This is a genomic window from Thomasclavelia cocleata (assembly GCF_900102365.1).
Lineage (GTDB): Bacteria > Bacillota_I > Bacilli_A > Erysipelotrichales > Coprobacillaceae > Thomasclavelia > Thomasclavelia cocleata.
On the sequence record NZ_FOIN01000043.1, the window covers coordinates 1 to 22,100 of the forward strand.

At 29.6% G+C, this 22,100-nt stretch carries 15 protein-coding genes; all 15 read left to right on the plus strand.

Annotated elements, in window-relative coordinates:
- Positions 1-514 (plus strand): hypothetical protein (locus tag BMW96_RS14240; RefSeq protein WP_092356173.1); only part of this gene is annotated, 514 nt, incomplete at its 5' end.
- A gap of 314 nt (positions 515-828) precedes the next feature.
- Positions 829-2,115, plus strand: a complete 1,287-nt coding sequence (locus tag BMW96_RS11740; protein WP_092356176.1) for an HlyC/CorC family transporter — start codon at positions 829-831, stop codon at positions 2,113-2,115.
- Between the two features lie 19 nt (positions 2,116-2,134).
- Positions 2,135-3,439, plus strand: a complete 1,305-nt coding sequence (rlmD, locus tag BMW96_RS11745; protein ID WP_092356179.1) for a 23S rRNA (uracil(1939)-C(5))-methyltransferase RlmD — start codon at positions 2,135-2,137, stop codon at positions 3,437-3,439.
- A gap of 62 nt (positions 3,440-3,501) precedes the next feature.
- Positions 3,502-3,747 carry a TIGR03905 family TSCPD domain-containing protein gene (locus BMW96_RS11750; protein WP_092356181.1) on the plus strand — a complete coding sequence of 82 codons (246 nt, stop codon included), beginning with the start codon at positions 3,502-3,504 and terminating at the stop codon, positions 3,745-3,747.
- Positions 3,748-3,823: 76 nt separating this feature from the next.
- A complete protein-coding gene (locus tag BMW96_RS11755; RefSeq protein WP_092356184.1) occupies positions 3,824-4,129 on the plus strand; it encodes a hypothetical protein in 306 nt (101 codons plus the stop codon).
- A gap of 59 nt (positions 4,130-4,188) precedes the next feature.
- Positions 4,189-7,242 (plus strand): DNA polymerase III subunit alpha, encoded by a 3,054-nt coding sequence (gene dnaE, locus BMW96_RS11760; protein ID WP_092356187.1) that lies wholly within the window; start codon positions 4,189-4,191, stop codon positions 7,240-7,242.
- Between the two features lie 12 nt (positions 7,243-7,254).
- Positions 7,255-9,867 (plus strand): DNA polymerase I, encoded by a 2,613-nt coding sequence (gene polA / locus BMW96_RS11765; protein ID WP_092356190.1) that lies wholly within the window; start codon positions 7,255-7,257, stop codon positions 9,865-9,867.
- An 8-nt stretch (positions 9,868-9,875) separates the two neighbouring features.
- Complete coding sequence (gene mutM / locus BMW96_RS11770) at positions 9,876-10,688, plus strand: DNA-formamidopyrimidine glycosylase (RefSeq protein ID WP_092356193.1); 813 nt, start codon at positions 9,876-9,878, stop codon at positions 10,686-10,688.
- A 1-nt stretch (position 10,689) separates the two neighbouring features.
- Positions 10,690-11,643, plus strand: a complete 954-nt coding sequence (locus tag BMW96_RS11775; protein ID WP_092356196.1) for a Gfo/Idh/MocA family protein — start codon at positions 10,690-10,692, stop codon at positions 11,641-11,643.
- A complete protein-coding gene (gene coaE / locus BMW96_RS11780; RefSeq protein WP_092356199.1) occupies positions 11,644-12,213 on the plus strand; it encodes a dephospho-CoA kinase in 570 nt (189 codons plus the stop codon).
- Position 12,214: 1 nt separating this feature from the next.
- Complete coding sequence (locus BMW96_RS11785) at positions 12,215-13,453, plus strand: DnaD domain protein (RefSeq protein ID WP_092356202.1); 1,239 nt, start codon at positions 12,215-12,217, stop codon at positions 13,451-13,453.
- Between the two features lie 9 nt (positions 13,454-13,462).
- The gene (locus tag BMW96_RS11790; RefSeq protein ID WP_092356205.1) at positions 13,463-14,371 is read left to right on the plus strand and encodes an ATP-binding protein; all 909 of its coding nucleotides are present in this window, start codon (positions 13,463-13,465) and stop codon (positions 14,369-14,371) included.
- Between the two features lie 108 nt (positions 14,372-14,479).
- Entirely contained in the window at positions 14,480-15,439 is a 960-nt protein-coding gene (gene pfkA, locus BMW96_RS11795) for a 6-phosphofructokinase (RefSeq protein WP_092356208.1), read from the plus strand.
- Between the two features lie 34 nt (positions 15,440-15,473).
- Positions 15,474-16,910: a pyruvate kinase gene (gene pyk, locus BMW96_RS11800; protein WP_092356210.1), complete on the plus strand. Its 1,437-nt coding sequence runs from the start codon at positions 15,474-15,476 to the stop codon at positions 16,908-16,910.
- 166 nt (positions 16,911-17,076) lie between these two features.
- The coding region (locus BMW96_RS11805) for a glycoside hydrolase family 2 TIM barrel-domain containing protein (protein ID WP_092356213.1) at positions 17,077-22,100 on the plus strand (5,024 nt) is incomplete at its 3' end.

The following is a 22,100-nucleotide window of genomic DNA, read 5'->3' on the forward strand; positions in this document are numbered from 1 at the left end:
TCGCTATTTTATTAAGATGAAACATATTGAAAAGATTCTAAAAGAAAAAGAAGTTAAAGAACTAAGTGATTTAGAAAGGTTATGTTATCTGTTTATAAAGAATGAATATACTGGTATAATAAAAGAGAAAGAAGAAGACATAATCGGGATGGTGATAAAGATGTATGACAAGTTTAGAAATAATGAGCCAATGTGGTCGATAGCAAATCAGTTAGCGTTAGCGAGAATAAGAACAGAATCATTTAAAGATGAGTATCATAATAAGGGATTAGAAGAGGGAATTGAAATAGGGATAAAACAAGGGCTTGAAAAAGGAATAGAACAAGGGGAAAAACAAGGAATTGAGATAGGAAAAAAAGAGGTGTTTATTGAAATAGTTGAAAGAAGATATCATCAGGAATGTAGAGAATGGATAGAAGGATTAAGTGAAAAACAGTTAAAACTAATAAACAAATATATATTTGAAGAAGATGAATTTGAAGCATTTAAACAAAGGATAGATAATAGTAATTAGTGTCTAAAAGACAATCGAATAAGATTGTCTTTTAAATTTAATAGTTTTTCAATTGCTGTTATTTGTACATAGATACAAAGTAGGTTTGCAGCTTTAGATAATTCATTAATTCTTATAGCACAGTAAAGCATAATATCTAAATTGATAAATAATCATTATGTAATACTGTAAATGGTTATGTTTGGCTGTTGTTATTAAAAATATTAATTGTATTTTGATATATTTATCTTGGGGCTGATTAATACAAATTTGACTTTTTATATAGTTTATAATATGATAATGAAAAAATTAATAATAAGGAGATAAGATTTATTGTGGACCCGACCCAGATAATCAATATTATAATATTTGTCATTTTAATTATTTTTTCAGGTGTTTTTTCTTGTACTGAAACAGCGTTTTTATCAGTTAACAAGATTAGAATGCGAAACTTAGCTGAAGAAGGAAATAAAAGAGCGCTAACAGTAGAAAAGCTGTTATCTAATTCAGATCGTTTATTTAGTTCGATATTAGTAGGAAATAATTTAGTAAATATAGGAGCATCATCATTAACGACTTCATTTGTAATTTCATTGTTCGGTGATTCTGCAACCTTAGTTGCTGCTGCTACTGGGGTAGTAACATTAATGATTTTAGTTTTTGGTGAAATTACCCCAAAGTCATTTGCAACGAAAAATGCTGATGCAATTGCATTATTTTTATCAGGATTTGTATCATTTGTTTGTGTGATATGTATGCCTGTTGTGTTTTTCTTAAATATCATCACTGGTTTCTTTATAAAGATTTTAGGTGGTGATAAAGATAATGGACCAACGATGACAGAAGAAGATTTAAAAACGATTGTTACTGTTGGACATGAAGAAGGAGTATTAGAAGAACAAGAAAAAGAAATGATTCATAATGTGTTTGAATTTGGAGAAACTGAGATAAAAGAAATTATGACACCAAGAATACATGTTGAAAGTATTCCAGATGATTGTTCATATGAGGAATTGATGGAAACATATCAGCGGAGTCAGTTTTCACGCTATCCTGTTCATAGTGAATCATTTGATGAAATTGTTGGGGTATTGAATGTTAAAGATTTATTATTCTTTAATATCGATCCTGATGAATTTTTAATTAAAGATTATATGCGTGATACATTTGTTGTTTATGAATTTAATGAAGTAGCAGATGTTTTTGCTTCAATGCGTAAAGAACATGCAACATTAGCAATAGTTCTTGATGAATATGGAGTAATGACAGGGATAGTTACTTTTGAGGATATTGTTGAAGAAATTGTTGGTGAAATAGATGATGAGTATGATGAAGAAGAAAAAGAAGAAATTATTTCATTAGGTGATAATGAATATTTAGTTGATGGAAGCTTGAATTTAAATGAGGTAAATGATCGTCTAAAGACTTCTTTTGATTCTGAGGACTTTGAATCAATTGGTGGATTAGTATTAGGGGAAATTTCTAGAGTACCAGAAATAGATGAAGAAGTAAAAATTAAAAATGTATTGTTTAGAATTGTGAAAATGCACAAGAATAGAATTGCGCAATTAAAAGTATCAATTCTTGATGAAACAGATGAAGAAGAGGAAGAAAATCTTTAGAAAAAGAGGAAATCGTAGGATGAAAAAAAATATAGAAATTAAAAAATTAGGAATTAATGGTGAAGGAATTGGATATATAGATCGCAAAATTGTATTTGTTCCAGGAGCTTTACCACAAGAAGAAGTTGTAGTTGAAATAACAAAACAGACACGTTCGTATTATGAAGGCAAGTTAGTTAGTATTATTAAGTCATCAAAAGATCGGGTCAATCCACGTTGTAAAGTTTATGAAAACTGTCAAGGATGTACATTATTGCATTTGAATTATTTTAAACAGTTAACTGCTAAAAAGGAAGCGGTTCGTGAAGCAATTAGAAAATATACAAATTATAATTTAAATAAAACTGTTTTTAAAGATGTCATAGCTTCGCCTAAACAAGAAGGATTTATCACTAGTGTGAATTTACCAATAGTAGAGTTTAAAGGAAAAATAACTTTTGGTATTTATCAACGTGATAGTAAATATTTAACTGTAATGACAAAATGTTTTAAACAACATCCAATGATAAATGAAACATTGAGTGCATTAGAAATACTTCTAACAAACAACAAGTGTAAAATATATAATGATAAATTTAAAACAGGTTTAAGGTTTATTAAAATTAAATTAATTGATAAGCAGATACAATTAGTTTTTATTACTGGTCGTGATGGTTTAAGTGAAGAAATTGTAAAGCAGATTAGTCAGCTGCCACATATTGTAAGTATTTTTATGTCAATTAATACATCTAAGCATCAAGAGTTTGATGAGTTGGGCTATACAAAAGTGTTTGGAGCGAGTCGCTTAGAATTGTACAATGAGGATAAAAAATATCTAGTATCTGTAAAGTCTAAATTACCAGAAAATATGCTGGTATATTATAAGCAGATAAATTGTATTAAAGCGATGTTGCAGGATAGTAAAAAAATAATTTCTTTAAATTGTGGAATTGGGATGTTAGAGTCTGATTTGGATCATGAAGAAATAATTGCTATTGATGAAAAAAAATATCATATTGAAGATGCAAAAATTAATGCAAAAAGAAAAGAGAATGTTACATTTGTATCGGGTGATATTGATAGTAAAATCGTTATTTATGCAAAAAAGAAAATTTATGACACGCTTGTAATTCAAAATGAAAGATTTGGTTTAAGTGATACAATTAAAAATAGTATTAAGATTGCTAAAATCAAAACAATTATATATAGCTGTCAGTCTTATACAACATTAGCAAAAGATCTAGCGGATTTGGAAAGTAATTATCAATTAGAAAAGATTGTGGCATTAGATTCATCATGTCATAATTCATATTTGACAACAATTGTTAAATTAGTAAGAAAGTAAAGCGAATTATTTGCTTTACTTTTATCTATCGTTATAATAATAGTAAATAGGAGGTACTAATAATGGAAGTTAAGTTTCAACCTCAAGGGGTATGTGCTCAACAAATTATAATTGATGCAAGTGATGGAATAGTGAATAGCGTAAGATTTATTGGTGGGTGCTCTGGTAATACTCAAGGTGTAGGGGCGCTTGTTAAAGGAATGAAAGTATCAGAAGTAATTGAGCGTTTACAAGGAATTAGATGTGGGATGAAATCAACTAGTTGTCCTGATCAGTTAACAAAAGCTTTGACTAAGCACTATTTATAGTGGAATAATCTTTCTTGATTTTCCACTTCTTTTCATTTTTATTGGTAGAATTTCATATAATATCATAGGTGATTATATGTTGATACGAATAAAAAAATTACAGTTTATATGTGGTGTAGTTTTAATGATGCAGGTATTATGTCCAATGTGGATCATACCTTTCCATTTGATTGCTGCCTTGCTTTCTATTGTTATTATTGGCTGGCAAAAAAGATTTTGTGTTTTACAAGTTCAATATCATTTTTATATTTTAGCACTATATTGTTTTCGTGTTTGGCTTTTAGCGGTTACGACATTTGCTTTTTTTGATACCATTTATATGTGTCTATGTTTGTATCTATCAATTATGATTATTTTATTTTCATTTAGAGCAATTCTATAATAATCATTTTTAAATGAACTGTTTGGTGGTATAATACATTTTGAAAGGATGTGGAGACAATGCTAGGTCATTTACAAGTTTACAGTGCGTATAGCTTTCAAAATAGTACTATTTTAATTGAGGACTTGTGTAAAAAGGCTAGTGATCTCCACTATGAGGCACTAGCTTTAACTGATAAAGATAATATGTTTGGGGTAATGGAATTTACTCGTAGTTGTCAAAAGTATGGGATTAAACCAATTTATGGTTTGGAGGCTAGTGTTGAAATTGATCATGAAATATATCCACTATTATTATTAGCTAAGGATACGATAGGTTATTTTAATTTAGTTAAAATAACTAGTATTATTTCATTGAGTGATAATAAAGCTATTACTTTAGAAAATCTTTCACGATATCAAGAACATTTATTTGTTTTATCAGCTTGTAAAGAAGGAATAATTGAAAGATTACTATTAAAAGAATTAGAATCTGAAGTATTAAAGTATTTACGTTTATTTAAAAATAGTTTTAAATTCTTTTATGTTTGTTTACAGAATCATGGTTTAGCAATGCAAAAGAAAATAAATGAGCGTTTAAGTGCTTTAGCACTATTAGAGAATATTCCAGTTTGTGTTTCTAATGAAGTACGATATCTTGAAAGCAAAGATGCTTATACTCTAGAATTATTACAAGCTTTTACTAAAGGAGTCACATTAGATATAAATCATGAATTAATAACAGATCAGTTATATCTTAAATCTAGTTATGAAATGGAAAGTAGTTTTGATAAAAAATATATTGAAAATACAAATTATATTGTTACTATGTGTAATGTAACTATTCCTACTCATCAGATGCACTTACCTAAATATCCAATACCTAAAAATGGTAATACGAGCGAGTATTTACGTCAGTTGTGCATAGTTGGATTAAAAAAACGTTTTAAAGGAGAAGATGTAGATCCAAAATATTTAAAAAGATTAAAAAAAGAGTTAGATGTTATAACTAAAATGGGTTTTGATGATTATTTTTTAATCGTTTTTGATTATGTAAGATATGCAAAAGTAAATAAAATTTTGGTTGGCCCAGGAAGAGGTTCAGCAGCAGGCAGCTTAGTTGCTTATGTATTAGGAATTACTAATGTTGATCCTTTAAAATATGATTTATTGTTTGAGCGATTTTTAAATGAAGAGAGAATTAGTCTGCCTGATATTGATATTGATTTTCAAGATGATCGTCGTGATGAAATTGTTGAATATGTTACTAATAAGTATGGTCAGGAACATGTAGCCCAGATTGTTACTTTTTCAACATATGGTCCTAAAGTAGCAATCAAAGATTTAGGAAAGGTTTTAGGGGTTCCATTACCTAAGTTAGAATTATTAGCTAAAAATATTCCAACTAGCTATAAAAACCGCAAGAGTGCTAAAGAAGTTTTTGAGACGTCTTATAATTTCCAATCAATGGTTAATAAAGACCCAGCATTACGTAAGATCATGCCAGCTGTGTTTATGGTTGAAAAATTACCACGAAATATTTCAACACATGCAGCAGGAGTTGTCTTATCAAGTGAACCTCTTGATCAAATTGTTCCTTTGGTTAGAGGACCTAATGAAGGAATAATAACTCAATATTCAAAAGATTATATTGAAGAAGTTGGGTTATTAAAAATGGATTTTTTAGGGCTGAAAAATCTAACGATAATTGATTATATAATCAAAGATATAGAAAAAAATTATCAGATAAAAATAAATATTAATGAAATTGATTTACATAATAAAAAGACATATCAGATGATAAGTCGTGGAGATACTTTTGGAATTTTTCAATTAGAATCTCCAGGAATGAAAAATCTTTTAATCAAGATGCAGTGTGATTGTTTAGATGATGTTATTGCAGCAATTGCTTTATTTAGACCAGGAGCAATGGCTAATATTCCTTCCTATATTGCAAGAAAAAAAGGACAAGAAGCAATTACTTATCCATTAGAATGTTTAAAACCAATATTGGAATCTACATATGGAATAATAATATATCAGGAGCAAGTAATGCAGGTCGCTAGAAAGGTGGCTGGTTTTTCATTAGCTAAAGCTGATATTTTAAGAAAAGCAATGTCAAAGAAAACTGCTAGTTTGATGGCTTCGATGAAAACTGATTTTACTAATGGTGGAATTGCCAATGGTTTTAGTGAGGAAGAAACAGTTAAAATATTTAATTTAATTGAAAAATTTGCTAATTATGGTTTTAATAAATCACATTCTGTTGCATATGGGTATGTAGCATACTGGTTAGCATATTTAAAAGCTAATTATCCTTTAGAGTTCTTTAGTGCTTTGTTATCTAATGAACAGGGAAGTGATAGTAGTAAGATAAATTGTATTCAAGAAGGGAAAAAATATGGAGTAAAATTGTTACCACCATCAATTAATTATTCTATAGATCGTTTTAAAGTTGAGGATGGTAATATTCGTTTTTCACTTTTGGCTATTAAAAATGTTGGGTATGCAGGATATAAAGCGATTATAGAGGAGAGAAAAAAAGGATTATTTAAAGATATCTTTGATTTTATTTCTCGAATGGAAACTAGTAAATTAAATAGTAAAATGATTGATAGTCTAATTATGGCTGGAGCGTTTGATGAATTTAAATTGAATCGTAGTACTATCAAAGAAAATTTACATAAAATTATTGAATATGCTAAGTTAAAGAATTCTATAGGAATTGAAGAACCTCCAATATTGACAATAGTTAAAGATAATCGAATAAAAGTTCTAGAAGAAGAGAAGTTGGTATTAGGAGTATATTTATCTATGCATCCAATAGCTTTGATAAAAAGAAATTTTGATCAAAGAATAATTAATATAAGTGAACTGCAAAATTATATCAATAGACCTGTGCAGGTTATTATGGCATTATCAAGAGTAAAAGTTATTGTTGATAAAAAAGGTGAAGAAATGTGTTTTATAGAAGGTTATGATGAAACAGGAAATGTAGATGGAGTGGTTTTTGCAAGTAGTTTCCAGGTTTTAAAAAGAATATTAATTCGTGGGGAAATTTATTTAATTGAAGGTAAGGTGAATTTTCGCGATAAACTATCACTGGTAATAAACCAGGCTAAAAATATACGTTAAGGATGGGTAGAGATGAAAGAATTAGTAATGATAGATGGAAATTCGTTGTTGTATCGAGCTTATTATGCAACCGCAGCAATGGGAAATATGATGGTAAATAAGGATGGTATTCCAACTAATGCAGTTTATGGTTTTGCAAATATGTTGGAGAATATATTAAAAGGGAATCCAGAATATTTAATGGTTGCTTTTGATTATGGTAAAAAGACGTTTAGAAATGATCTGTTTGAAGTTTATAAGGGGACTCGGAGTGCAACTCCTGATGAATTAGTATGTCAATTTTCAATGATTCGTGAATATTTAACAGCACATGGAATCAAGTATCAAGAAATCGAAGGTTATGAGGGTGATGATATCATTGGAACAGTATCCACATTAGCTAGTAAAAATCGTTTTAAAGTAAGTATTGTTACTAGTGATAAAGATATGTTGCAATTGGTTGATGATAATATTAGCGTATATTTAACTAAAAAGGGTGTTGCAGAATTAGAAAAAATTACACCTGAGAAGTTTAAAGAAATATATGGATTGATTCCTGATCAAATGCGGGATTTAAAAGGGTTGATGGGTGATAAAGCTGATAATATCCCAGGAATTCCTGGAGTAGGTGAAAAAACAGCTTTAAAGCTTTTAAAACAATATCATACAGTAGAAAATCTAAGTGAGCATCTTGATGAGTTGAAAGGTAAGATGGGAGAAAAGATTCGTGATAATATTGATCAAGGAATATTATCAAAAAGAATTGCCACGATTATTAAAGATGTACCTATAGAGGTTGATTTAGAAGAATATCGATATCAAGGACATGATTATAATGAGTTGGCGGATTTCTATCGACGTTATAGTATGAATTCATTATTAAAAAGAATGTCTTTAAAAAATGAAGATATTAAACCACAAAAAGAAATAGATATTAAAATAGTTGAATCATTACCAATTATTAAACGTGACAGTTCATTAGTAGTAGGTGTTTATGATACTAATTATCACCGTTCATTAATTATTGGTTTTGCTATTTATAATGATAGTGAAGCGTATTATATTTCATTAGAAAATGCAATGAATTGTAATAATTTTAAATCTTTTATAGAAAATGAAACAATTGAAAAATATGGCTATGATATAAAAAAATGTATTAATTCTTCTAAGTGGTATGGTTTAAAGATTAAAAATTATGTATTTGATTTACAATTGGCTTCATATATTTTAAATCCAAGTTTAAAAGATGAGATTCGTAGTGTTTGTGAATATTATGAATATTATGATGTTTTATATGATGAAGAAGTATATGGTAAAGGAGCTAAAAAGAAAATTCCTGAAATTGATGTAATTGCTAATCATTTAGTAAAACAGGCTAAAGCTATTTATGTATTAAAAGATAAAGCTATTGATAGATTACAACACGAAAATCAATTTGAATTATATAAAGATGTAGAAATGCCTGTAGCTAAAATTTTAGCTGAGATGGAATATCAAGGTGCAAAGATAGATAAAGAAGTTTTAAAGCAGTTGGAAAATCAATTTGGACAAGAGATTAGTATCTTAGAAAAAGATATTCATCAATTAGCTCATAAAGAATTTAATATTGCTTCTCCAAAGCAGTTAGGTGAAGTGTTATTTGAAGATTTAAAATTACCATTTGCTAAAAAGACAAAAACCGGATATTCAACTTCAGTAGATATTTTAAATAAACTGCAGGATATTCATCCTATCATTAATAAAGTATTAAAGTATCGTATGCTTTCAAAACTATATTCTACATATATCATTGGTTTACAAGAACAGGTTTTTGTAGATGGAAAGATTCATACAATTTATAACCAGGCTTTAACTCAGACAGGAAGATTATCTTCAACTGATCCTAATCTACAAAATATTCCCGTAAAAACACCTGAGGGTAAATTGATTCGTAAAGCATTTATTCCTGAATATGATTATTTAGTATCATTTGATTATTCACAAATCGAACTTAGGGTATTGGCTCATTTAGCAAAAGTTAAATCTTTAATTAAAGCATTTAATGAAGATAAAGATATTCATCGTCATACTGCTAGTGAAATATTTGGTGTTAGTGAAGAACAAGTTGATAGTACGATGCGTCGAAATGCTAAAGCTGTAAATTTTGGGATTATTTATGGAATGTCTGATTTTGGATTAGCTGAACAAGTTGGAGTATCAGTGGCTGAAGCTAGGGAATTTATAAGAAGTTATTTTGAAAATTATCCAGAAATAAAGGATTATATGGACAATAATATTGAGTTCTGTAAGAAGAATGGTTATGTTACAACAATGTTAAATCGTAAACGCTTCATTCGTGAAATTAATGAAAAAAATTATATGCGTCAGGAATTTGGAAAGCGTTTGGCGATGAATTCGCCAATTCAAGGCTCGGCTGCAGATATTATTAAAGTAGCGATGATTAAAGTTGATGAGTTACTAAAGAAACGTGGTTTGAAATCTAAAATGATATTGCAAGTACATGATGAATTGATTTTTGATGTTTATAAAGAGGAATTAGGTGAAGTAATGGAAATTGTTGCTAAAGGGATGACTACAGCTGTTAAGATGGATGTAGAGTTAAAATCAGAAGGAAGTTATGCCGTTAACTGGTATGAGTTAAAGTAGGTGAAAAGATGCCAGAGTTACCAGAAGTAGAAACTGTTCGTAGAACGTTAAAAAACTTTGTTTTAAAGAAAAAAATTGTTTCAGTAGATGTACTTTATCCAAAAATTATTGAAGATGATATCGATAAATTTATAGAAAATGTTAGTAATCAAGTAATTAATGATATTGATAGAATTGGTAAATTTTTAATTTTCAAATTGGATAATACTGCATTTGTATCACACTTGAGAATGGAAGGTAAATATCATTATGTTGATCAAGATATTCCTTTAAACAAACATGATCATATCATTTTTAATCTTGATGATGGTAAGCAGTTACGATATAACGATACTCGTAAGTTTGGAAGAATGAAACTAGTTAGTTTAAATAACTATTCGAATGAATTGCCATTATCAAAATTAGGGGCTGAACCATTTAATGTAGATGTTAAAGAGTTATATGCAAAATTACATAAATGTAAATTACCAATTAAACATGCTATTTTAGATCAAAGTATTATTGCTGGAATTGGTAATATTTATGCTAATGAAATATGTTTTGCAATGCATTTAGATCCTTATACACCTGCTTGTAAGTTAACTAAAAAAAGTGTTGCTGAATTAAAAGAAGTATCTTCTAAAATTTTGGAAGAAGCAATCGAACAAGGTGGTACTACAATTCATTCATTTAGTGCAAATGGAATTGATGGATTGTTTCAAGTGAAGCTAAAAGCTCATATGCAAAAAATATGTCCGATTTGTGGTGGAGAAATAACTAAGGAAGCAATTAAAGGACGAGGTACATACTATTGTAAACAATGCCAAAAAAGGAGAAAATAAGATGATTAATTGGGGTGTTATTGGAGCTGGTAATATTGCACATCGTTTTTGTGAGGCATTAAGTAAAGATAAACGAGCAAATTTAGAAGCAGTAAGTTGTCGAACTGTTGAAAAGGCACAAAGATTTAGACAATTATTTCCTTGTAATAAGGCTTATGGATCATTTCAAGAAATACTTGATGACCCAGTTATTGATGCTGTATATATAGCATTGCCACATTATTATCACTATGAATGGATAAAAAAAGCTATTTTGGCTCATAAAAAGGTTTTAGTAGAAAAACCAGCTGTAATAAATTTTAAACAAATCCAGGAAATAAAAGATTTAGCTAGAAAAGAACAAATCTTAGTAATGGAAGCTATGAAAACAAGATTTGTACCAGGATATAAAGAAGCTAAAAATTTACTCTTAGATAAAAAAGTAATTGGTGAGATAAAAAAAATTGAAACTAGTTTTTGTAGTGAACATTTAGAATATGATCCAAATTCTTATTTATTTGACTGTAAACAAGGTGGCTGTTTATGGGATTTGGGAATTTATAATATAAGTTATTTGGATGACTATTTTAACTATGAAATAAGTGAATTAAATGTAAATTATAGATATCATGACTGTGGAGTTGATAGTTATGTGTTTGCAAAAATTGGATTTAAAGATCAAGTAGGAATTGTTGAGTGTGCGATGGATCGTAAAAAGGAAAATCAAGTAGTTTTTACTGGAAGTTATGGTAAGATGATTGTAAAACCATTACATCGACCTTTAGATATTCAAATTATATTATCAGATGATCAAGTTATTAATAAACATATTGAATATGAATATGATGATTTTTATAGTGAAATAGCTCATTTTAATGATTTGATAGAAAGTAATAAGACAGAAAGCGAAATCATGAGTCTTGATAATAGTGTAAATTGTGCTAAAATTTTAGATGCAATTAGGGAGAAAATGTAAATGGAAGTAATCGGAATCACTGGTAGTATTGCAACTGGTAAGAGTACTGTTACTAATTATTTAAAAAGTGAGGGATATTTGGTTGTTGATAGTGATAAATTAGCATATGATGCTTTAACTATTGATTATAATTGTATTAAACTTACTAAGGAAAGATTTAATTTAGGTAATGGAAGTATTGATCGTAAGGCTTTAGGTCACATTATTTTTAATGATAAGCAGGCAAAACTTGATTTAGAAGAGATTATTCATCCATATGTTATTAATGAAATAAAAAAACAGATTGAAAACAATCAAGATGAAAAAATTATTTTTTTGGATATACCATTACTATTTGAAAGTAAACTAGAGTATTTATGCGATAAAATAATTGTTGTGTATTTAAATGAACAAGAAGAAATCAAAAGATTAATGAAACGTGATAATATTGATGAAACATATGCTAAAACTATTATTTCTAATCAAATGAGTATCGAAGAAAAAAAAATTCGTGCAGATATTGTTTTAGACAATAGTCAAGGTATAGAATATTTATATGATCAAATTGAAAAATTATTGAAAGGAAGTTAATATGGATAAGTTAATGTTGTCTGATTTATACACAGTGAATGCCAGTTATCCTCTTGATAGTATTCATATGCGTTCTATTCAGTTATTATATCAGCCTTTAATTGGTAATAATGCATGTAGTTTATATTTAAGTTTTTATTCAGAATTAGATCAGCTTACATTAACTAAAGCCCCAAGCCTTTTTAGTCGTCTAACAAAAATAACAGGATTGTCATTAAATGAACTTAATGAAGCAAGTTTAAAACTGGAAGCAATTGGACTTTTAGCAAAATATAAAAAAGATGCTAAAAATATAAGAACATATCTTTATATTTTAAAAACTCCTTTAGCTCCAGCTAAAATATTTAATCATGTTATTTTAGGACCTTTATTATTACAAAGGTTAGGGAAAGAAGAGTTATATCGAACTAAATTATGTTTTAAATCATCACTTCCTGATTTAAGTGATTATAGAGATATCACTGCTAAATTTACTGATGTGTTTGATATTAATTTACTTGAAGGTACAAAAGAAGTATTAGTTGAAAAAAATTATTTTAACAGTGATTATGGAGATATTAAAAATGAATATGATTTAGAATTATTTTATCAGGGGTTGAAAGATTATCAAATAAAAAGAAATATTATTACTACTGATGATGAAATAATAATTAAACAATTAGGTTTGATGTATCGTATTAATGCACTTGATATGCAGGGACTTGTAAAAGATAGCATTCAGGATGATAAACTGATTCATCAATTATTGATTAAAAACTGTCGAGATCATTATGATCTTGCAATGCCAGAAAAATTTGAAGAGATTTATCATAAACAAGCAGTTATTCATAAAAGTTCTAATGGTAATGATCCATTAAATACTCATATTCAATATTTAGAAAGTATTAATCCATATCAGTTATTAAAAGATAAGCAAGGAGGACGAGAACCTCTTAAACATGATTTGCAGATTGTTGAGTCTATTATGACATCTTTATACTTAGAACCTGGTGTGATGAATGTATTAATTGAGCTAACATTATCACAATGTGATAATGTTTTATCTAAGGCTTTCATGCAGGCTCGTGCAGCTCAGTGGAAACGTAAAAAAATAAAAACGGTTAAAGAAGCTTTAGATGAAGCTAGTTTATACTTAAAGTATCGTCGGAATAATCATGATATTAATGAAGATATTAGTATGGTAAAAGATGAAAATATTGATGAAATGGAATTAAAAGAATTTTTAAGTCAATTTGAATAGGAGGGTAGCATGAAAAATATTCAGGATCTAAATTTATTTATTGAAGATAATAATTTTAATAAAAATAAAGAAAATAGTATTAATGAATTATTAAATGACCATAATATTGTTAAGGTGTTAGAGAAATATTATTTAAGTCGTAGTGATATTGAAGAAAACTGGATAGAGTTTTTAGATTATAAAGAAGATTTGGATATTTGTAGAGACTGTAAATCATTAAAAAAATGTCCTAAAATATCTAAGGGAATGATTCGCCAGTTTAATTATCAAAATGGTGAGATCAGTCTATCGCTAACGCCTTGTCAATATGGGCGGACACATTTTAACAATCAAAATATTTTAAACAGTATTTTACTTAAAAATGTTAATAATCGTATTTTACTTACTAAACCAAGTGATTTAACATTTAAGCAGGATCCTGAAAGTAATGGTACAGTAATAATCAAAATGATGAGTGATTATATTAAAAATCCTACTCATAGAGGATTTTATCTTTATGGCAGTGGTGGTACAGGTAAAAGTACTATTATGGGATTTTTAATTCGATGCTTAGTTATTAAAGGCTTTAAATGTGGTTTTATTCATTTTCCAACTTTTTTAATGGATTTAAAAAATTCGTTTGGAAATGAGGGAATTAATAGTTCAATTGAATTAATGAAAAATTTGGATTATTTAGTTATTGATGATGTGGGTGGAGAAAGTGTGACACCCTGGTCAAGAGATGAGGTACTTTCTGCTGTTTTAGCTTATCGTTTACAAAACGATAAAGCTACTTTCTTTACTAGTGAGTATTCTTTGGAAAAACTGAAGAGGCTTTATACATTAAAATCTAGTGATAAAGAAAGGGTTGAAAGATTGATTTCAAGAATGAAAGCGGTTAGTATTCCATTAGAGTTAAAAGGTAAGGATTTACGATAAAAAAATATTAATGTTTTAATACAAAATATTAAAGATTTGATGGAAACATCAATCTTTTTGTGTTAAAATGTCTTGGAAATAAAAATGTGGTTATAAGGAGGAAAAAGAATGGTTAAATGTATTGGTGTATTAACATCTGGTGGAGATGCTCCTGGAATGAATGCCGCTGTTCGAGCTGTAGCTAGAACATGTTTGAATAAAGGTATAGAAGTATATGGAGTTCGCTTAGGTTATAAAGGATTATATGAAGGTGATTTCATTAAGTTTGACCGTCATAGTACACGTAATATTATTAACTTAGGAGGAACATTCCTAAAATCAGCTCGTTTTCCTGAGTTTAAGGATCCTGAAATTAGAAAAAGTGCAATTGAACAAATGAAAAAAGTAGGAATGGAAGCATTGGTTGTTATTGGTGGAGATGGTAGTTATACTGGTGCTTTAAAGCTTACTGAAATGGGTGTCAATTGTATTGGGATTCCAGGAACAATAGATAATGATATTCCAAATACAGATTATACGGTTGGTTTTGATACAGCGTTAAATACAGTTGTTGATGCTTTAGACCGTTTAAGAGATACATCAAGTTCACATCAACGTTGTACTATTCTTGAAGTAATGGGACGCCGTTGTGGTGATTTAGCTATTAATGCGGGGATAGCTGCAGGGGCTGAAATGATTATTACAAGTGAGATTGGTTTTGATGAAGAAAAAGTAATTGAAAGATTAAAAGCATCAAAAGAATCTGATAAAAAACATGCAATTGTAGTTATTACTGAACATATTACAGATGTTCATGAATTAGCTAAAAAGGTTGAAGCTGCAACAGGATTTGAAACTCGTGCAAATGTTTTAGGGCATATGCAAAGAGGAGGACGTCCTTCGGCTCGTGATCGTGTACTTGCTTCTCGTATGGGGGTATATGCAGTTGAATTATTAGAAGCTGGTAAAGGTGGTCTTTGTGTAAGTGAGGTAAATGGTGAAATTAAAGGATTAGATATTATTGAAACATTATCTCAAAAACGTAAAACAGATTTTGGTATTTACGAAGATGCAATGAAACTTCGTTAATATAAATATATGTAAAGGTGAGGATAAATAGGGTATGGTATTTGAATTGAAAGAAAGAAAAAAGAAAACTCGTGTTGTTTGTACAATTGGTCCTGCAAGTGAAAATGAAAAAATGTTAAGAAAATTAATTCTTGCAGGTATGAATGTAATGAGACTTAATTTTTCACATGGTGACTTTGAAGAACATGGGGGAAGAATTGTCACAGTTCGCAAATTAAGTAAAGAATTAAGTAAAAATATTGCAATTTTATTAGATACAAAAGGACCAGAAATTAGAACTGGTGATTTTGTAGGTGGTAAAACAGAGTTTAAAAAAGGGCAGGTTGTTACAATTTGTCAAGAAGATATTGAAGGTACTAGTGATCGCTTTACTATTACATACAAAGAATTATATAGAGATGTTAAACCAGGTGGTTTTATTTTAGTTAATGATGGTCAAGTTGAATTATTAGTCGATCATGTTGAAGGAACTGATATTGTTTGTGTATGTGCAAATGATGGAATTGTTAAAAATAAACGAGGTATTAATGTACCAGGAATTAAATTAGGATTTGATTATTTATCACCAAAAGATACTGCTGATATTACTTTTGGTTGTGAACAAGGGGTTAACTTTATTGCTGCTTCTTTTGTTAGACGTGCTCAAGATGTTTTAGACGTAAAGAAATTATTAATTGAAAATGGTCATCCAGAAATTCAAATTATCGCTAAGATTGAAAATAGTGAAGGTGTTGAAAATATGGATGAAATCTTAAAAGTGGCAGATGGAATCATGGTAGCTCGTGGAGATTTAGGTGTTGAAGTACCAGCTGAAGATGTACCTTTAATTCAAAAAGAACTAATCAAAAAATGTCGTGCGACTGGTAAAGTAGTTATTACTGCAACACAAATGTTAGATAGTATGCAAGAAAATCCTAGACCAACTCGTGCTGAAGTAAGTGATGTTGCTAATGCTATTTATGATGGAACTGATGCAATCATGTTATCTGGTGAGTCTGCTCAAGGTAAATATCCTGAAGAAGCAGTTATGACAATGACTAAGATTGCTTTGAAAACAGAAGAAACATTAGACTATAGTTCTTTATTAAGAAAAGCAATTAGAACTGCTCCAGAAGATCCTTCAGAAGCAATTTGTATGTCAGTTGCTGAAATTGCATCTAAATTCAAGGTATCTGCAATCGTAGTGTATACAGAAAGTGGTTCAACTGCTAAACGTGTATCTCGTTATCGTCCAGAATCTATGATAATTGCTGCTACACCATATGAACCTGTAACTCGTTCTTTAGCATTAAATTGGGGTGTGAAAGGTGTTGTTTGTAAACAAATGACAGATCGTGCTTCTCAGTTAGAATATGCACAAATTTTAGCTAAAGAAAATGGTGTTGAACCAGGAGAACAAATTTTAATTACTGCTGGTACACCAGGTGTTGGAGGAACTACTAGCTATTTAGAATTAGTCACTGTAAAATAGTAGAAAAGGCTTGTTATAAGCCTTTTTTTGTTTTAAATCATTTAAAATAATATAAAATATTATTTATAAAAAATAAATTCTTCTCCCTAGATAATAAAATATTGTATTACATTTTTATAGCTTTACTAATACAATATGTAATATAAGGGAAAAGGAGGATAAAGAAATGAAGAAAATTATGCCTTCCATATTAGTTAGTGCAATGACTGTTAGTTGTCTTGCGGCATCAGGACAAATTTTGGTTAGTGCAGCTAGCCCATATGAAGGAGAAGCGTGGTATGATGAATTAGAAATAGTAGAAGAAAATCGTGAGTATGCTCGTTCTAATTTCATTCCATATCACGACGCCAAAGTTGGAATGGATAATGAAAAGTCAACATTATCAAAGGATCCTTCAAAATCTAATTATTATTCATCATTGAATGGTGAGTGGGATTTTAAATTTGCTCAAAATCCAGCTGATCGTTTAACTGATCCAGATGATGATACTATTAATTGGAGTAGTGAAGGATGGGACAAAATTAATGTGCCAAGTAATATTCAAACAATTAGAAATGAAGATGGTAGTTTTAAATATGAACCACCAATTTATTCTAATACAAGATATCCTTGGCAAAATTTTGAAAGCGTTGAATTGAATGCTAGTAATGCTCATGCCCCTACTGTAAATAACAGCGTAGGTCATTATCAGCGTAAATTCAAAATAAGTGACAATTGGGATGGACGTCAAGTATTTGTATCATTCCAAGGTGTTGAATCTGCTTTTTATCTTTATGTAAATGGACAAAAAGTAGGATATGGTGAAGATAGTTATACTGCTGATGATTACAATATTACCCCTTATTTAAACACAAATGCTGATGGCAGTATCGCTGGTCAAGAGAATACTATCTCTTTACAGGTTTATCGTTGGTCAACAGGTAGTTATTTAGAAAATCAAGATTTTATTCGTATGAGTGGTATTTTTAGAGATGTATATTTATATTCTAAAGATACTGTAGAATTAAGAGATTTCTTTATTAAACCTGAATTAGATGAAAATAATCAAGATGCAACATTGACTATTGATGCATCGGTTAGAAATCTTGCAAACGCAGCAGGTGGAAATTATACAGTTGAAGCTCAATTATATTCTAATGAAAGTGATGAAGCAATTTTAGCTAATCCGATTAAAATGGAATATAATTTAGATCCTGCTAAAGAAACTTTAGAAGAGTTAATTGATGATTTAGGTGTTGAAAAAACTGGTGAAGCAAGAGTTATAAATCCTAAAAAGTGGTTTGCAGATTCACCGAATCTGTATCGTGTAGTTTTACAATTAAAAGATTCTAATGGTGAAGTAATTGAAACTGCAGTTCAAAGAATTGGATTTAGAAAAATTGAAAATGTTGTTATTAATGACTCAGGTCAACAACAAATGCAAATTAATGGCGAAAAAATTATGTTCCGTGGAACAAATCGTCATGAAACTTCATTAGATAAAGGTCGTGCAATTGGTAAAGAAGAAATTGTAACAGATCTAAGAATGATGAAAGAACATAATGTAAATGCTATTCGTACATCACATTACCCAAATAATGTATTAACTTATGAGTTAGCTGATGAATTTGGTATTTATATATGTGATGAAGCGAATATTGAAACACATGTAGGTGCGACATCTTCAAATTTACCAAATACTGGAGTTTGGAATAATGCCGTTATGAGTCGTACTAAAAATATGGTTGAACGTGATAAAAATCATACTTCTATTGTAATATGGTCATTAGGTAATGAAGCTACGTATACTAATTACGCTCTTACAGATGATTTCCCTTTCTGGAATTCAACAAGATGGATATTACAAAGAGATCCTAGTCGTATTCGTAAATATGAACGTCAAAATCGTTATGGAGCTACTCGTGAAGAATCAATGGTAGATATTTATAGTTCACAATATTGGGGAGTATCTAGTATTGTTGGACATGTTACTAATAAAGGTAACAAATTACCATATATTCAATCAGAATATGCTCATTCAATGGGTAATGCACTAGGTAATTTAAAAGAGTATTGGGATGTATTCCGTACATATGATAATGCTCAAGGTGGTTTTATTTGGGATTGGGTCGATCAATCTGTTGAAACAAAAGTAATTAATACTGAAAGTTATACTGTAACTGATGCTAAAACTAATACAGTTGGTACAGTTGTTGGTTCATTAACTGAAGGTAGAAATGGAACAAAAGCAGTAAATGGTTATGTTACACTTCCAACTAAAACAGAATTAACTGCTAATTCAAGTACTGGGCTTACTTTAGATGCCTGGGTGAAATATAATGGTGGTGCAAGTGGAGATCAAGCTATCTTATCTAAAGGTGATAGTGGAGGTTATAACTTAAAAATCGATAGAAATGGAAAGCTTGAATTCTTTGTAAATGGATGGTCTGCAGGAACTTTAACAACTGAACTTCCTACTGATTTCTCTGATGGAAATTGGAAACATTTAACTGCTACTTGTGATACTAGTGGAAATTATAAATTATATTATAATGGCGAATTAATAGCAGAGTTAGCAAATAAAGCTACTGCCCCATTTGATACAAACTCACTTAGTATTGGCGTTGGATATGATCCAGAAAATTCTGGTCGTTCATGGAATGGAGCAATTGATAGTGTTAAGGTATTAAACAAAGCTTTAACTGTTGAAGAAATTGCTGCTTTAGATAGTATGAGTGAAACAGATGAAAGTGTTGTTTATGCAATGGATTTTGCAAATGACAAAGTTTCTACTACTGGAACTAATTATGAAGATGAATCATATTGGGGATATGGTGGAGATTGGAATGATCAACGTGTTAATGATGGTAATTTCTGTGCTAATGGTATTGTAAATGCAGATCGTACTGCTGGCGGTAAGGTTAAAGATGCAAAGAAAATTTTCCAAGAAATTAACTTCTATAATGATGGTAAAGCAACTGATGGTACAGTACGTATTGTTAATGAATTCTTAAATACTAACTTAAATAACTATAATGTTTCTTGGCGATTTAAAGAAAACAATAAAGTCTTAAAAGAAGGTACTTTAACTGATGAACAAAAGAATCTAGCTCCTTTATCAGAAAAAGAAATTACTGTAGAATTACCAGATGTACAAAAGGCTGAAGGTAGAGATTATTTCTTAGAATTTGATGTTACTTTAAAAGAAGATCAAATATGGGCTGGCGACTATAGTGGTCATGCAGGTGATACTATTGCATATGAACAAATTAATTTAGCTTATGTTACAACAATTACTCAACCTGCAATTGATGGTGATAATGAATTTAATAAAGTTGAAGAAACAGATGAAGTATTAAACATTACTGGTAATGTTAATGGTAATGACTTTGCATTATCATTAGATAAAACAACTGGTTATATTTCAGATTATACTTTTGCTGGTAAGACTTTAATGAATGAAGGGCCTACCCCTAATTATTTCCGTGCTAAAATTGATAACGATCCTGCTGATGATCCAAATTTAGCTAATACAAAAGATCGTTTTAATGTATCTGATGTAAAAGTAACTAAGAATAATAATAACTTAGTTCAAGTTGAAGTAACTGGAACTCTTGAAGGAAATAATTCCCCTAATACTATTAGTTATCAAATTTATGGTAATGGTGAAGTTGTAGTAACTAATACTGTTACACCATCTACTACTATTACTAATAATTTAACACGAATTGGTATGAAATTTAATGTACCAACTGAATTTAGTAATTATAAATATTATGGTCGTGGACCTTTTGAAAATTATAGTGATAGAAATACTGCAGCATTAATTGATGTATATGAAACAACAGTTGATGCAATCGATGGTGAAAATAAATATGTAAAACCACAAGAAAATGGAAATAGAACTGATGTTCGTTGGGCAGCTGTAACTAATGATGCTGGTATTGGTTTCATGGTTTCTGCTCAAGAAGATATGAATAGTTCTGTATCACGGTATGAAGATGAAGATATGAATGGAAAACGTCATATGTATCAAGTTCCAAAATCTGATCATATTGTATTTAATGTTGATCAAGTACAGCGTGGATTAGGTGGAGCAGCTTGTGGACCAGCACCTTTAGATCAATATACTCTTAAAAAAGGACAAACTTATTCACACACATTTAGAATTGTTCCTATTAATACAAATGATACTGATATATTGATGGAAAAAAGTAATAAAAACACACAATCAAGTTTACCAGTTAAATCTATTTTAGTTAATGGAGAAGAAATTAGTGGATTTGAGGTAAATAAAGATTCATATGAATTTAAATTATTAAAAGGTTCATATGATAAACTTCCTGTAGTATCTGTAGTTACTACAGATAATAAAGTTGTAGTTGAAGAGTTTGAACAACCAGATAGTTTACCAGCTGTTGTGGTTATTAAAGCAACTTCTAGCTATGGTATTACAAAAACTTATACTATTACATTTAGAGAAGTAGATGAAATGTATGTTTCAGATATGGATTGGACACTTGATGAAGGTGGTTATTTTGCGAACAGTAGAGATGTATGCGATGCTAATCCAATTTCATTATATGTAGATGGAGTTGTAACAAACTTCGCTAAAGGAGTTGGGGTTCATGCGCCAAGTAGAGTTGGAGTTAATATAGCTGGTAAAGGTTATACTAATTTAAAAGGAATTATTGGTATTAACTCTAATCAAACTAGTACTGCAGAAGATCGTGCTGATGTAATCTTTAAGGTAATTGCAGATGGGGAGGAAATTTATAATTCTGGTCAAATGAAAGCATTACGTTCAAAAGAAATTGATATCGATGTTACTGGTAAAGAAAATATTATCTTAAATGTTGATACTAATGGTGCTGATTACAATGATCATGCTTCATGGGCAGAACTTAGATTTACAGTAGAAAGTACTGAAGTTGTAGATAAAACTGGATTACAAGAAAAATATGATGAATATGTAGTTTATAATGAAAATGATTATACCCCAGAATCTTGGACAACATTCAAAGTTGCTCTAGATAATGCTGAAGCAGTTTTAGCTAATGAACAAGCTACTCAACAACAAATTGATGATGCATTAAAAGCTCTTAATGATGCAATCAATGCACTTGAAAAAATTGATGTTGAAGATCAGGCTAATAAACTAGCTTTACAAATAGCAGTTGAAGTAGCTGATAAGGTTACTGATAAAGACTT

Bases quoted from the DNA above. Each gene is read 5' to 3' on its own strand.
- coaE (WP_092356199.1), top strand. From the start codon at position 11,644: ATGGAAGTAATCGGAATCACTGGTAGTATTGCAACTGGTAAGAGTACT.
- rlmD (WP_092356179.1), top strand. From the start codon at position 2,135: ATGAAAAAAAATATAGAAATTAAAAAATTAGGAATTAATGGTGAAGGA.
- BMW96_RS11775 (WP_092356196.1), top strand. From the start codon at position 10,690: ATGATTAATTGGGGTGTTATTGGAGCTGGTAATATTGCACATCGTTTT.
- pyk (WP_092356210.1), top strand. From the start codon at position 15,474: ATGGTATTTGAATTGAAAGAAAGAAAAAAGAAAACTCGTGTTGTTTGT.
- mutM (WP_092356193.1), top strand. From the start codon at position 9,876: ATGCCAGAGTTACCAGAAGTAGAAACTGTTCGTAGAACGTTAAAAAAC.
- BMW96_RS11785 (WP_092356202.1), top strand. From the start codon at position 12,215: ATGGATAAGTTAATGTTGTCTGATTTATACACAGTGAATGCCAGTTAT.
- dnaE (WP_092356187.1), top strand. From the start codon at position 4,189: ATGCTAGGTCATTTACAAGTTTACAGTGCGTATAGCTTTCAAAATAGT.
- BMW96_RS11750 (WP_092356181.1), top strand. From the start codon at position 3,502: ATGGAAGTTAAGTTTCAACCTCAAGGGGTATGTGCTCAACAAATTATA.
- BMW96_RS11790 (WP_092356205.1), top strand. From the start codon at position 13,463: ATGAAAAATATTCAGGATCTAAATTTATTTATTGAAGATAATAATTTT.
- polA (WP_092356190.1), top strand. From the start codon at position 7,255: ATGAAAGAATTAGTAATGATAGATGGAAATTCGTTGTTGTATCGAGCT.
- pfkA (WP_092356208.1), top strand. From the start codon at position 14,480: ATGGTTAAATGTATTGGTGTATTAACATCTGGTGGAGATGCTCCTGGA.
- BMW96_RS11755 (WP_092356184.1), top strand. From the start codon at position 3,824: ATGTTGATACGAATAAAAAAATTACAGTTTATATGTGGTGTAGTTTTA.